The sequence below is a fragment of the Cedecea neteri genome (assembly GCF_000757825.1).
In the GTDB taxonomy this organism is placed as follows: Bacteria; Pseudomonadota; Gammaproteobacteria; order Enterobacterales; family Enterobacteriaceae; genus Cedecea; species Cedecea selenatireducens.
In genome coordinates this window covers 759,894-774,275 of sequence record NZ_CP009451.1, presented here as the reverse complement: position 1 = coordinate 774,275, position 14,382 = coordinate 759,894, and the positions used below count along the sequence as shown (strand labels likewise).

Sequence of the window (14,382 nt, the reverse complement as noted above, 5' to 3'; positions counted from 1 at the left end):
GACAAAACGTAACAGGAGAGAAAGGCGAAGCTATTTCACCTCATCACAGGGGACGTTACGGTAATGCATTTTAAAAACAATAAGGTGACCCACAGCCTTTGGCTGATGGGCTTCAGTACCATGGGGATGGTTGGCGGCGTTCAGGCGCAGGAACGGCAGGGCAGCGAGGAGACTCTCGTTGTGACCGGCTCGGTGAGCGAAGATCCTTCGGCGCCGCTGAAGGGGATGGTGGCGACTAAAACGCTTTCCGCGACGAAAACCGCGGCCGACCTGGTGAAAACGCCGCAGTCGGTGTCGGTTATCACCCGCGACCAGATGAACGCCCAGGATGTGACATCCGTATCGCAGGCTTTGCGCTATTCGGCGGGCGTTTTTACGGAGTATCGGGGAAGTTCGAACCGGAACGACGAGGTTTTTGTGCGTGGCTTCAGCTACGTGCCAAAATATCTCGACGGGCTGAGCTACGGCGCAACGGCTTCATCGCAGACCGGGACGTTTGACCCGTGGCTGCTTGAGCGCGTGGAGCTGGTGCGCGGCCCGGCGTCGGTGCTGTTTGGCCAGGTGAACCCCGGCGGGCTTATCAGTATGACCAGCAAGCGGCCGACAAGGGAAGCGATACATGAAGTGCAGTTTCGCTCAGGCAACCAGCATCTGGCCGAGGGGGCTTTTGATTTTGGCGGATCGCTAAGCGACGACGACCGTGTGCTTTACCGCTTAAACGGGATTGCACGAACGCAGCACAGCCAGGTGGCCGACTACAAAGAGCAGCGGATGGCGATTGCACCCGCGCTGACCTGGTATCCCAATGAGCAGACGCGTTTTACTTTGCTGACCAGCTACCAGAAAGATCCGAAGGCTGGCTATCGTAACTTCCTGCCTGCCGCAGGGCTGGTGACCGAAACGGCCGCAGGGTATATCCCGCGGGACTTTAACGTCAGCGATCCTAATTACGACCAGTCGTGGCGCGAGCAAACGATGGTTGGCTATGAGTTCGAGCATAGCTTCAACGACATCTTTACCTTCCGCCAGAATGCTCGCTACGCCAGCATCAAACAGAAGTATCGTTACCTCGTGTATTCCACCTCGAAGAGCGACACGTTACTTTCGCGCCGTGCGCAGCGAGAAACGCGTGATACCGATGAGTTTGGCGTAGATAACCAGCTCGAGGCGCAGTTCGATACAGGCACGTTAGGGCACACGCTGTTGGGCGGCCTGGATTACAAGTCCAACCACGACCGGCAGCAGCTTAGCCGAGGCATGGGAGCGAAATACGATATCTACTGGCCTCGTCCGGTATACGGCCTCAACGTTGATGAAAGCACTTTTAGCGCGGTCAGCGACGACCAACAAAATCTCGATCAAACCGGCGTTTATCTGCAGGATCAGCTGAGCTGGAACCGCTGGCAGCTGCTGCTGTCCGGGCGCTACGACTGGGCCGAGGTGCGAACGACGGACCGCCTTAAAGGCAAAAGCACGCAGCAGAATGACAGCAAGTTCACCTGGCGCACCGGCCTGCTTTATGCCTTTGATTTTGGCCTGTCGCCCTATATCAGCTACAGCACTTCCTTTGAACCCAACCTGCAGACTAACCGTGCGCCGGGTACCGCGCCGTTCGACCCAAGCCTGGGTAAGCAAACCGAAGTGGGCCTGAAATATCAGCCGCTGAAAGAGACGTTCATGACGCTGGCGCTGTTTGATCTTCGCCAGACAAACGTGGGGACGTACAACAGCGCGCTGGGTTGGTTCGAAAACGCCGGTGAGATCCGCTCCAAAGGGCTTGAAGCGGAGGTTCACTCCACGCTGTTTAACAGCCTCAACCTGATAGGCTCCTATACGTGGACGGATGCGGAAACCGCGAGCACCACCGTAGCCGGAACCGAAGGGAAAGTGCCGGCACGCATTCCAACGCATATGGCGTCTGCATGGGGCAGTTACACCATTCCTGATGGCGTGCTGAAAAACCTGACCGCCGGCGTCGGGGTTCGTTATATCGGTACCAGCTATGGCGATGCGAAAAATACGTTTAAAGTACCCGCCGTGGATTTGTATGACGCGATGCTGCGCTACGAGCTGGGCGAAGTGAGTCCTCAGCTGAAGGGCGCCGCCGTGCAGTTCAACGTCAACAACCTGGCGGACACAAAATATGTGGCTTCCTGCGCGTCTGATTCGGCGTGCTTCTACGGCATTGGCCGCACCCTGACCGCAACCGTCAGCTATCGCTGGTAAGGAGAATTTTTTTGCGCTATCTGCTTTTGGCGCTTATCGCACTCGCTGCCCCTTCGGGGGCGGCAGTCACGCAGGATAAGCCCTACACGCTGGCTAATACTCTGGTACATAGCCTGAATTCGCCGGAGAACGGCGAGTATAAAATCATGGTTTCCTGGCCTGAAGGTAAAGCGCCGCCAGAAGGTTGGCCGGTTATTTATCTGCTGGACGGCGAATCCGTCTTCCCCGGGGCGGTATCGCTGATGCAGCGCCTGACCTGTGAGCGCTGTCCGCTCACGCCCGGCGTCGTGGTCGCTATTGACTACCCGGGCGACAGCCGCCGGGAGCGAGACTACCGGCCAACGGTAGATAAAGTCGCGCTGGAACCTAACCCGGCAGGCGGCACTTACCCGCCCGGTGCACCAGGCGAGGCACAAAAGTTCTGGCGGTTTATTGACGCTGAGCTCCGACCCTGGGTCGCACAGCACTGGAAAATCAACCCGCAGCGGCAGGCGCTTTTTGGTCACTCGTATGGCGGCCTGTTTACCACCTGGCTGTTTATGACCTCGCCGGACGCTTTCCAGCACTTTTACGCGTCAAGCCCTTCGGTATGGTGGAATGATCGTTATCTGCTGCGGATGGCACAAAACTGGCAATCGGATGAGGGGCATACTCAGCTCTCGATTTCGGTTGGGGGATATGAGCAGTCGCTGCAGCCCCAGGAAGCCAGGTTGCCGGAGGCGAAACGCGCCGGACTGTTAAAACATCGCGGGCAGAGGGCAATGGTCGACGGCAACCGAGAAATGGCCAACGCGTTAATCGCTAAAGCGCCGCACCGGGTGGATTTTACGCTGGTAGAAGGGCAGAGCCACCTGACCGTTGCCCCGCTGGTTCTGCATGGTGTGCTTATTAATCACTTTGCGAAATCAGAATAAAAAAAAGCCCATCATCAAGATGGGCAAAGACTACACACAGCAATTCGTTGTTTCACTCAGGGGATTTCGATGCTTATAAATCAACGTGTTGATTCATAACCGTGAGTTAAATAGTAGGCATCTGGCTAAGTGGCGTCTCTCAGATTCGTCTCAATCGTTAACGAAAGGTAAAGAACTTACGTCAGAATAGCGGAGTGAAGGCGGTTCAATGGCTGGAATAACGAGGGAAAAACCCGTTAATGATTAGATTTATTAATCATTTGCGTTAAGTCACTGTGTCAGGTGTTAGTTCTCGCCTGGCCATATTATGCTGGCCGGATTAATCTCCGTTCACCTCAAGTACAGATTTATATGCAGCCACCGCACCGGTGAACGTCTCGGGAGAATCACCGTCATTCCCCCGAGACCCCGGACTCCCGGCCAAATAAATCGACCGCTAAAGCGGCAGACCTCCGTTTTATCTCCCAGTCCTGGGTCGGCTGAGATGCGTTCCCGACGCTCTCAGCCTCCGGCCGTTCCCGACGTCCGGACCCTGGCCAGTCGGAGAGAAAACCGAGGCGATTTAAGCCGGAACCGTGCCTCGCCTCTTATTTTTACCCTCACCCTAGCCCTCTCCCTGGAAGGGAGATGGAATAAACAATGTTCCCCATCGTCTTTTTCCCCCTCTCCCCTTGGGAGAGGGCCGGGGTGAGGGTGGAATTGCTCTCCGGCCCTCATCGCCCCCGGACACGTTCACCGTTTTCTGATCGTGCAGGGAAAACGGCTCGCAAGGTGAACGGAAAATCTGGGGCTTGTAAATATCATTCCCAGAAAGTAGCAAAGGGAGCTTTGGCTAAGGAACACCACAAACTCCCCCACATCCTTTATTTCTTCACGTCCAGCGTTTCCTGCTCTTCTAACAGCTCCACCACCTCGTGCGGATCGTCCTGCGGGGCGGGAGCCTCATGCATCCAGACCGAAATCAGACGGTAAGAGACGGCCAGCAGCACCGGACCGATGAACAGGCCAATCATCCCGAACGCAATCAGCCCGCCGATAACGCCGGAAAGAATCAGGATCATCGGCAAATCTGCGCCCATGCGAATCAGCATCGGGCGAATCACGTTATCCATCGTCCCCACGACGCAGCTCCAGACCAGCAGCACCGTACCCCAGGTGGTATCGCCGCTCCAGTACAGCCAGATAATGGCGGGCACCAGAATCACCAGCGGGCCAAGCTGAATAAGGCAGCTAAGCACCATCAGCACCGTGAGCAGGGCTGCGTAAGGAATACCGGAGACGGCCAGGCCAATGCCGCCCAGCACGCCCTGAACCAGCGCGGTGACGACGACGCCGAGCGCGACGGCGCGGATAGCCTGGCCTGCCAGCAGCACGGCGGCATCACCTCGTTTGTCCGCTAAGCGGAAGGCGAAGTGGCGAATACCGTTCCCCAGCGTTTCACCCTTCGCGTAGAGCAGCACGCTGAACAGCAGCATCAGGCCGAGGTGCATCAGCAGGGTACCGATGTGCACGGCCTGGCCGAGGAACCAGCTGGTGGTCGAGCCGATATACGGCCGAACCTTTTCCATAATCGCGCTGCCGCCGCTGTTTACCAGCGTATTCCAGCCGCTGTAAAGTTTGTCGCCGATGAGGGGAATGCTGTGCAGCCACTCAAAGGTCGGCAGCTCCATATGTCCTTTCGTCGCCCAGTTAATGACCGGGCCGCTGTTGTCCACCAGGCTGTTCACCAGCATGGCAATCGGAATAACGAACAGCATCAGCAGGAGCAGCGTCATGACCAGCACAGCGAGCGAACGTTTTCCCCACAGCAGGTTTTGCAGTTTGATGAGCAGCGGCCAGGTGGCGATCACGATAGTCCCGGCCCAGGCAAAGCCTAAAACAAAGGGACGTACGATCCACAGACAGGCGATAATCATCACCGAAATAAACAGCACGGACAGCAGGATCTGCAGCAGATCCTTTGGCTGACTGACTTTAACCATAGGAAGAATCACCTCAATAAAATGCACCCGCGCTAAATTCGCATGGCGATAATTTAATGATGATGTATTTCCCTGATTTTTGACAGGCGCAATTCGCTTCGCGTTATCTGAAATAACAGCCGCAAATCGTGGCGGAATATGATAAAAACAAGACAGACACGCAAACGATAACTCTTACACGCAACACAGGGTCTACCCGTCAATGATCCCACAAATTTCTCAGGCACCTGGCGTCGTTCAGCTGGTGCTCAGCTATTTAGCATCACTGGAGCAACAGGGCTTTACCGGCGACACCGCCACCAGCTACGCAGACCGCCTGACCATGGCGACCGACAATAGTATTTATCAGCTGCTGCCGGATGCGGTGGTTTTCCCCCGGTCAACCGCCGACGTGACGCTTATCACCCGAGTGGCGTCCGAAGAGCGCTTTAAATCGCTGGTCTTTACCCCTCGCGGCGGCGGTACCGGCACCAACGGCCAGTCGCTGAACGGCGGTATAGTCGTGGACATGTCCCGCTACATGAATCGCATCATCGAAATCAATCCTGAACAGGGTTGGGTGCGGGTAGAAGTTGGCGTCATCAAAGATCGGCTCAACCAGTTCCTGAAGCCGCATGGTTATTTCTTTGCCCCTGAGCTTTCCACCAGTAACCGCGCCACGCTGGGCGGGATGATCAATACCGACGCCTCCGGGCAAGGGTCGCTGGTGTACGGCAAAACCTCAGACCACGTGCTGGGCGTGCGTGCCGTGTTGATGGACGGCGAAATTCTTGACACGCACCAGATGGCCACGCCGCTTGCCGAAGAGCTGGCCCGCGAAGAGACAACGAGCGGAAAAATCTACCGCACCGTGCTTGAGCGATGCCGCGAACGGCGCCAGCTGATAATCGATAAATTTCCCAGGCTGAACCGCTTCCTCACCGGCTACGACCTGCGGCACGTGTTTAATGACGATCTGAGTAAGTTCGATTTAACGCGTATCCTGACCGGCTCCGAGGGGACGCTGGCGTTTATCACCGAGGCGAAGCTGGATATTACCCGCCTGCCGAAAGTGCGCCGCCTGGTGAACGTCAAGTACGACTCTTTTGACTCAGCGCTGCGTAATGCGCCTTTCATGGTCGATGCCCGGGCGCTGTCGGTAGAAACCGTCGATTCCAAAGTGCTGAACCTGGCGCGGGAAGATATCGTCTGGCACTCGGTCAGCGAGTTGATTACCGACGTGCCGGATAAAGAGATGCTAGGCCTGAACATCGTCGAGTTTGCCGGCGATGACCAGCCGCTTATCGACGGCCAGGTGACCGAATTATGCGCTCGCCTTGATGCCCTGATAGCCGCAGGCGAAGGCGGGGTGATTGGCTGGCAGGTTTGCGATGAACTTGCTGGTATCGAAAAAATTTACGGCATGCGTAAAAAAGCCGTTGGTCTTTTGGGGAACGCAAAGGGGCAGGCAAAACCGATTCCGTTTGCCGAAGATACCTGCGTACCGCCGCAGCACCTCGCGGACTACATTGTTGAATTCCGTGCGCTGCTGGATAGCCATAACCTCAGCTATGGGATGTTTGGCCACGTTGATGCGGGCGTGCTTCACGTTCGCCCGGCGCTGGATATGTGTGACCCGCAGCAGGAAATGTTGATGAAAAGCATCTCCGACGACGTGGTGGCGCTGACGGCAAAATACGGCGGTCTGCTTTGGGGTGAACACGGCAAAGGGTTCCGTGCCGAATACAGCCCTGCTTTCTTCGGTGAAACGCTGTATGAAGAGCTGCGCCGCATTAAGGCCGCTTTCGATCCGGAAAACCGCCTCAACCCCGGCAAAATCTGCCCGCCGCTCGGCGTAGATGACCCGATGATGCAGGTTGATGCCGTAAAACGCGGGACGTTCGACCGGCAAATCCCCATCGCGGTTCGTACCTCATGGCGCGGCGCGATGGAGTGTAACGGCAACGGCCTGTGCTTTAACTTCGACGTGAAAAGCCCGATGTGCCCGTCGATGAAGATCTCAAGCAATCGCATTCACTCGCCGAAGGGGCGAGCCACGCTGACCCGCGAATGGCTGCGCCTGCTGGCCGAGCGCGGCGTAGACCCGCTGCAGCTTGAGAAACAGCTGCCGGAGGCACGCGCCAGCCTGCGTGGGCTGATTGAGCGTACCCGCAACTCGTGGCATGCCAGCAAGGGCGAGTACGATTTTTCGCATGAAGTGAAAGAGGCGATGTCCGGCTGCCTGGCCTGTAAAGCCTGCTCCACCCAGTGCCCGATCAAAATCGACGTGCCGGAATTCCGCTCTCGCTTCCTGCAGCTTTACCACACGCGTTATCTGCGCCCGCTGCGGGACCACGTGGTGGCCTCGGTTGAAAGCTATGCGCCGCTGATGGCGCGGGCGCCGAAAACCTTTAACTTCTTTATGAGCCAGCCGTGGGTGCAGAACCTGTCCCGCCGGCATATCGGCATGGTTGACCTGCCGATGCTGTCCACGCCGACGTTGCAGCAGCAAATGGTCGGCCACCGCTCCGCCAACACGACGCTGGAACAGCTGGAGCGCTATTCCGACGAGCAGCGGGCGAAAACGGTGCTGGTAGTGCAGGACCCGTTCACCAGCTATTACGATGCTCAGGTTGTGGCTGACTTTATCAAGCTTGCGGATAAGCTGGGCTATGAGCCCGTGGTGCTGCCTTTCTCGCCGAACGGCAAAGCGCAGCACATTAAAGGCTTCCTGCAGCGTTTTGCACGCACGGCGAGCAAAACCTCTGAGTTTCTTAATCGCATTGCGAAGCTCGGCATGCCGATGGTCGGCGTCGACCCGGCGCTGGTGCTGTGCTACCGCGATGAATATAAACAGACATTAGGTGAAGAACGCGGTGATTTTCAGGTTCAGCTGGTGCACGAGTGGCTCCAGGCCGTGCTGAAAGAACGGGAGGTACAGGACGCACCGGGCGAAGCCTGGTACCTGTTCGGCCACTGTACCGAAGTGACTGCTTTACCGACGGCCCCGAACCAGTGGGCCGGTATTTTTGCTCGTTTTGGCGCGAAGCTCGAAAACGTCAGCGTTGGCTGTTGCGGCATGGCTGGCACTTACGGTCACGAGGTGAAGAATCTCGCCAATTCATTGGGCATCTATGAACTATCCTGGCACCAGGCGATGCAGCGCCTGCCGCGCAACCGCTGTCTGGCAACCGGCTACTCCTGCCGCAGCCAGGTCAAGCGCGTTGAGGGCAACGGCGTACGGCATCCATTACAGGCTCTTCTGGAGATTATCGGATGATTTGGCGACGTGAAGCCACGCTTGTCGCGCTCAATAAAATGGGCGCGAACAATATGGTCGGCCATGTAGGTATCGAATTTACGCGTTTTGATGACAACGAAATAGAGGCCACCATGCCGGTGGACGAGCGCACCCGGCAGCCGTTTGGCCTGCTGCACGGCGGTGCGTCGGTGGTGCTGGCGGAAACGCTGGGTTCGGTGGCAGGATACCTGTGCACCGAAGGCGAACAGAAGGTGGTTGGCCTTGAGGTAAATGCCAACCACATCCGTTCAGCACGCGACGGCATTGTGCGCGGCGTTTGCCGGGCGGTACACGCCGGCCGTCGTCATCAGGTGTGGCAAATTGATATTTACGATCAGCAAGACCAGCTGTGTTGCACTTCTCGCCTGACGACGGCGGTGGTGTAAATCAATAGCTGAAATAAGCCCACGCCCGGCCATCAGGGGCGTGGGTTGTCCATTTGTAATTTCTTCATGTGATAATTTTCTTAAAAAACTATATATCCGCAGCTAATTTTGCTACAAAGCCCGCCGCAGGATGTTTATAAATTTAAGGACAAACTATGTGGATATTACTGGCTGCGGCCCTATTGGTTTTACAATTTAATAAAAAGATTTCTCTCGGCTTATTATTGGCGACGGTGGTGTGGGGCGCCTTTGAGGGCGTACTCGACTGGCGGGCGCTTGTTTCACTCACGGCAATTGCGCTTCTTGCGCTGGCTTATCTGAAAGCTGATAACAGAAAGTCGGTCAGATATGTGCTTGAGTTTTTGCTGGTAGCCGCTGCCGTGGGGATGACAATCCATGCTGTTCCCGGTTTCCATAATCCAAAGGTGCTGGACTCGGTTATTGCCGGGCCGCAAAGCGCACCGTTCTCCATGTATTACAACTTCGATAAGGCACTGGTGCCCTTTATTCTGCTGGTGGTGATGAAATCGCTGTTTGTTAGCGAGCCGAAATATCAGCCTGCGAGGCCCGGGTGGTTCCTGCTGGTTGCATTGATCCCCGGCTTGCTGTTGCTGGCGGTGGCGCTGGGTGGATTGAAGATTGAACCGCATTTCCCGCAGTGGCTATTGCCGTTCCTGTTCGCCAATATCTTCTTTGTTTCCCTGGCGGAAGAGGTATTATTCCGGGGTTATCTCCAGCAGCGTTTATCCGGTTTTATGCCTCCGGTTGCCGCACTGATTATTTCAGCTGCAATATTCGGTGGACTCCATTTTGCCGGGGGGCCACTGCTGATTATTTTCGCTACGCTAGCCGGGCTTATTTATGGTCTGGCATGGATGTGGAGTGGGCGACTGTGGGTTGCCGTCGCGTTTCACGTCGGGCTAAATATCACTCATTTATTGCTGTTTACCTATCCGGTGCTGCGGCATACTGTGCATTAATTCGTCGCGGCAATGGGCTGGCAAGTCCTCTTGCTTAATCATTGCCGCTATAACACTTATTTTATTGATATACATTTAAGTTAAACATCAACAACGTTGCTACTATCGCCAGCTTTTAAACGATAAGGAATTATAATGAAACGGTTGTTGTTTGTTTTTGCTGTTGTATTACTTGCTGGTTGCTCCGCTAAATACAGTACCAATAATGTTCAAAAGAGCACTGAGCTGTTAGTCAAGGATTTACCCGTCGCGGTAGCAAAACCTACTGATGGGGTCTATGAAACCCACAGCTACGCAGGGTCTGGCGAAACCACCGCCACAGTCGTTAAAGCAGCAATTTTGCGCCACTCCGATAGCGTTAGCGTATATTCTGATTGTGAAGATCTGATGTGTTTAAAAGACAAGCATACGCTTAGCCGTGGTTACTATGTGGTTCCACAGATCCTTCATTGGGAAGACAGGGCTACCCAGTGGTCCGGTATTCCAGACAGAATCGAAATCAAAATTTCTGTTTATAATGCTGAGACCAATGCCAGAGTTGCCTCGACCATTATTAGTGGGAAAAGCAAGTGGGCCACATTTGGTGGCGATCACCCTCAGGATCTTTTACCTGTCCCAATTAATGCCTGGATTACAAGCCTGTATTAAATAACCATTGGAAAAATAATGAAGCTCCGTCTTGCGGAGCTATAACTGTTATTCGGTGCTATTCTGCTGGGGCTAAGCTCACCGCCTCAACAATCTGAATATCAACCACACGCTTCCTGCGACGGCGCACAATAAAGCGAGAGCAGGGAACAGTGGAATGCCCAATAGCGTTACCTTCAGGCCAAACAGCCACGGCGTCACCACTATCATCAGGGCGGCTAAAACAAGGGCGAGAGCCAGCGTGGATGCCGCACGTCCAAGCGACTTTCCCAGCTGATTGATATTCTCTACGTTGATATCCGCGTGTAATTTGCCGTGGCGCAGCCTCTGCATGACCAGACGCAAAGTTTGCGGGAGTGCATCTCCACCGTCGAGCAGGCGGTTGCCGAGCCTGAGCAGATGCCTGCGGCTTCCTGCGCGGGCATAGCGTTTCAATATCTCCTTTTTAATCACCGGACGAAGAATGCTGATGATATCGAACTGCGGATCCATTCTCAGCAGCACGCCGTCGGCGGTAATCAGCGCCTTAAAGAGCAAAACCAGATCGGGCGGTAAGGTCAGGCGGAATTCGCGGGCGGTGGAAAGCATATCCGTCAGCGCTTTCCCCAGCTGTAGCCTGAGATTGCCCTGTTTTTGCAGGAAATAACCGGCGGCAAGCTCCAGATCGGTGAGATTTAATGAGTCCTGGTCGCTCCAGACGATAAGCGCGTCGACAATACCGCCGGTGTCTCGCTCGCTAATGGCGTAAATCAGCGACAGCAGCTCATCGCGGCGCTCCTCGCTCAGGTTGCCGACCATCCCGAAGTCAATAAAACCAACCCGGTTACCCTCCAGCGCCATCACGTTACCCGGATGGGGGTCTGCATGGTAAATCCGTAACTTAAAGAGCATATCGATAAATGCCTTGGCGCCAGTCTGTGCCAGAAGCTGGCCGTCAAACCCTGCAGCGGCAAGCTGGGCGCCGTCGACCGGAGCAATGCCCGGCAAAAATGCCTGCACCATTAACGTGGGGCTGCACCACTCCGGGTAGATCTTCGGAATCACGATATCGTCGGAACCGGCGAAGAATTGATAGAATTTTTCACCGTTGGCCGCTTCATGGCAAAAATCCAGCTCCTGATACAGCGCATTCTCCAGATAACGCACCAGCATCACAGGCTGAAAGCGGGCCAATGCCGGGCTCTGCTGCTCGAGGCTTTCGGCAAGATAACGCAGCAGCCGCAGGTCTGCTTTGAGGGTGGTTTCAATGCCGGGGCGTTGAATTTTAACAATCACCTCATCGCCCGTTCGCAGACGCGCTCTGTGGATTTGCGCCACTGAACCGCTGGCGAGCGGAGTTTCATCGAATGAGGCAAAAACGTCGGCAGGCGCAGCGCCAAGCGTCGCGATGACCTGAGGTTCAAGCTGTGACCACGGAAGTGGATTGGCGCTGGAATTCAGCTGGCTCAACGCTTCAGTCCATGCCGGATCCAGCAGATCGCTGCGTGTAGAAAGAATTTGCCCGAGCTTCACGAACGTCGGACCCAATTCTTCGAGCGCGGCGCAAAGGCGTTGCGGCATTGGCAATGCATCATGGGCATTGCTGCCGCGGATTTTGTTATGCAGCGAGGATAACCCCAGCAGTTTTACGATGTCCTGCAAGCCATAGCGGATAAGAACGCCGGTGATTTCCTGCAGCCTCACGCGATCGCGGGCGGTGACCATTATCATTTTCAGCATCTGGCTAAACTCCCTTTTTCCTTATCAGGAGGATAGCTGATAAATCGAGGTCGGGGATTTTGCCGCTGGAAGACTGAAAATTACTGGTACTTTGTTGGTGCGATTTCTCATTCAGTGCGTTTCCAATCACATAAATAGTTATTTTCGATACATCTTTTCCCTTGCCGGCTTCAGGCGCTTTTCTTCTTTGATATTTCCTTTTACACCAGTGGTTTAAACAGCTCTTTTCGCCATCTGCAAGAGTTTGCCGACGGTCTATCCTTAGTAAAGACGCGCAAAAAACCAGCGTTTCGCGAATACCCCTGTTTTCATAACGTTGTATTGATAATTGTTATCATTAACATAAGGGTATCGGCCTTCGGGCGCAGAGAATGATGAGGTGAAGAATGGATGTGCAAACCGGTTCCTTTGATCCCAACGATTTTGCCTGGCAGGGGCTGACCCTGACCCCGGCCGCCAGCGCGCATATTCGCGACCTGGCTGCAAAACAACCCGAGCTACAGGGCATACGCCTGAGCATCAAACAGACGGGCTGCGCAGGTTTTGGCTACGTACTGGACACGGTCACCGAGCCAAAGCCGGACGACCTGGTTTATGAGTTCGACGGCGCGCGCCTGTGGGTGCCGCTCTCCGCCATGCCTTTTATTGACGGCACCGAAGTGGATTACGTGCGCGAAGGCCTGAATCAGATCTTTAAATTTAATAACCCGAAAGCGCAGCACGAGTGCGGCTGCGGCGAAAGCTTTGGGGTATAGGCGGTACTATGTCTCGTAATACTGAAGCAACTGACGATGTCAAAACCTGGACCGGAAACCTCAATTATAAAGAGGGCTTTTTCACCCAGCTGCAAACCGAGCAGCTGGCGAAGGGCATAAACGAAGAGGTGGTTCGGGCAATTTCTGCCCGTCGTAACGAGCCGGAGTGGATGCTGGAGTTTCGCCTGAACGCGTTCCATGCGTGGCTGAAAATGGAAGAGCCGCACTGGCTGAAGGCCAATTACGACAAGCTTAACTATCAGGATTACAGCTACTACTCCGCGCCGTCCTGCGGCAGCTGTGACGATACCTGTGCCTCGCAGCCTGGCGCGGTTCAGCAGCCGCCTAATGCCTTCCTGACTAACGAAGTGGAAGAGGCGTTTAAACAACTGGGCGTCCCGGTGCGGGAAGGCAGTGAAGTGGCCGTCGACGCCATTTTTGACTCCGTTTCCGTGGCGACGACCTACCGCGAAAAACTCTCCGGGCAGGGGATTATCTTCTGCTCCTTCGGCGAGGCCATTCACGATTACCCGGAGCTGGTGAAAAAATACCTGGGTACCGTGGTGCCGTCAAACGACAACTTCTTCGCCGCGCTTAACGCCGCAGTCGCTTCCGACGGCACCTTTATCTACATCCCGAAAGGTGTGGGCTGCCCGATGGAACTGTCCACCTACTTCCGCATTAACGCGGAAAAAACCGGCCAGTTCGAACGCACGATTTTAGTGGCAGATGAAGGCAGCTACGTGAGCTACATCGAAGGCTGTTCCGCGCCGGTTCGTGACAGCTATCAGCTGCACGCCGCGGTGGTGGAAGTCATTATTCACCGCGATGCCGAAGTGAAGTACTCCACGGTGCAAAACTGGTTCCCGGGCGATAACAACACCGGCGGCATCCTGAACTTCGTCACCAAGCGCGCCCTGTGCGAAGGTGAGAACAGCAAGATGTCCTGGACGCAGTCGGAAACCGGTTCAGCCATCACCTGGAAATACCCGAGCGTGATCCTGCGTGGCGACAACTCCATCGGCGAGTTCTTCTCCGTGGCGCTGACCTCCGGCCATCAGCAGGCGGATACCGGCACCAAAATGATCCACATCGGCAAGAACACCAAATCGACGATCATTTCGAAAGGGATCTCCGCCGGTCGTAGCCAGAACAGCTACCGTGGCCTGGTGAAAATTATGCCGACGGCCACCAACGCCCGTAACTTCACCCAGTGCGACTCAATGTTGATCGGGCCGGACAGCGGGGCGCATACCTTCCCGTACGTGGAGTGTCGGAACAACACGGCGCAGCTGGAGCACGAAGCTACCACGTCACGCATTGGTGAAGATCAGCTGTTCTACTGCCTGCAGCGCGGGATCAGCGAAGATGACGCCATCTCAATGATCGTCAACGGGTTCTGCAAAGACGTGTTCTCAGAGTTACCGCTCGAATTCGCGGTGGAAGCACAAAAATTATTAGCCATCAGCCTCGAACACAGCGTCGGTTAAGG

General features: G+C 55.3%; 10 protein-coding genes and 1 other RNA gene. 8 read left to right on the top strand and 3 right to left on the bottom strand.

Annotated elements, in window-relative coordinates:
- Nucleotides 1-63 precede the first annotated feature (63 nt).
- Both JT31_RS03355 and JT31_RS03350 read left to right on the top strand, forming a co-directional pair.
- Nucleotides 64-2,226: a TonB-dependent siderophore receptor gene (locus JT31_RS03355; protein WP_038473283.1), complete on the top strand. Its 2,163-nt coding sequence runs from the start codon at nt 64-66 to the stop codon at nt 2,224-2,226.
- An 11-nt stretch (nt 2,227-2,237) separates the two neighbouring features.
- Nucleotides 2,238-3,140, top strand: coding sequence for an alpha/beta hydrolase (locus JT31_RS03350; protein WP_038473280.1), 903 nt, complete (start codon nt 2,238-2,240; stop codon nt 3,138-3,140).
- On the opposite strand, the gene rprA is transcribed toward JT31_RS03350, so the two are convergent.
- An RNA gene (gene rprA / locus JT31_RS22945) (antisense sRNA RprA) lies at nt 3,137-3,243 on the bottom strand. The two genes, JT31_RS03350 and rprA, sit on opposite strands and share 4 nt — an antisense overlap.
- 760 nt (nt 3,244-4,003) lie before the next feature.
- Nucleotides 4,004-5,122, bottom strand: a complete 1,119-nt coding sequence (gene ydiK / locus JT31_RS03345) for an AI-2E family transporter YdiK (protein WP_038473277.1) — start codon at nt 5,120-5,122, stop codon at nt 4,004-4,006.
- 202 nt (nt 5,123-5,324) lie between these two features.
- On the opposite strand from ydiK, the gene JT31_RS03340 reads away from it, so the two are divergent.
- The 4 genes from JT31_RS03340 (at nt 5,325) to JT31_RS03325 (ending at nt 10,416) form a co-directional block, all read left to right on the top strand.
- Entirely contained in the window at nt 5,325-8,381 is a 3,057-nt protein-coding gene (locus tag JT31_RS03340) for an FAD-binding and (Fe-S)-binding domain-containing protein (protein WP_038473275.1), read from the top strand.
- Nucleotides 8,378-8,788 (top strand): 1,4-dihydroxy-2-naphthoyl-CoA hydrolase, encoded by a 411-nt coding sequence (menI, locus tag JT31_RS03335; RefSeq protein WP_038473272.1) that lies wholly within the window; start codon nt 8,378-8,380, stop codon nt 8,786-8,788. The genes JT31_RS03340 and menI overlap by 4 nt, the downstream gene beginning before the upstream one ends.
- Nucleotides 8,789-8,943: 155 nt before the next feature.
- A complete protein-coding gene (locus JT31_RS03330; protein ID WP_038473270.1) occupies nt 8,944-9,768 on the top strand; it encodes a CPBP family intramembrane glutamic endopeptidase in 825 nt (274 codons plus the stop codon).
- A gap of 135 nt (nt 9,769-9,903) precedes the next feature.
- A complete protein-coding gene (locus JT31_RS03325) occupies nt 9,904-10,416 on the top strand; it encodes a DUF4823 domain-containing protein (RefSeq protein WP_038473269.1) in 513 nt (170 codons plus the stop codon).
- A 78-nt stretch (nt 10,417-10,494) separates the two neighbouring features.
- Here the strand turns inward: JT31_RS03325 and JT31_RS03320 are convergent, their stop codons facing one another.
- Nucleotides 10,495-12,135, bottom strand: a complete 1,641-nt coding sequence (locus tag JT31_RS03320) for an ABC1 kinase family protein (protein WP_038473266.1) — start codon at nt 12,133-12,135, stop codon at nt 10,495-10,497.
- 386 nt (nt 12,136-12,521) lie between these two features.
- Between JT31_RS03320 and sufA the strand changes: the two genes are divergently transcribed.
- Both sufA and sufB read left to right on the top strand, forming a co-directional pair.
- Complete coding sequence (gene sufA / locus JT31_RS03315) at nt 12,522-12,890, top strand: Fe-S cluster assembly scaffold SufA (RefSeq protein WP_038473265.1); 369 nt, start codon at nt 12,522-12,524, stop codon at nt 12,888-12,890.
- Between the two features lie 8 nt (nt 12,891-12,898).
- Nucleotides 12,899-14,380, top strand: a complete 1,482-nt coding sequence (gene sufB / locus JT31_RS03310) for a Fe-S cluster assembly protein SufB (RefSeq protein WP_038473262.1) — start codon at nt 12,899-12,901, stop codon at nt 14,378-14,380.
- Nucleotides 14,381-14,382 lie beyond the last annotated feature (2 nt).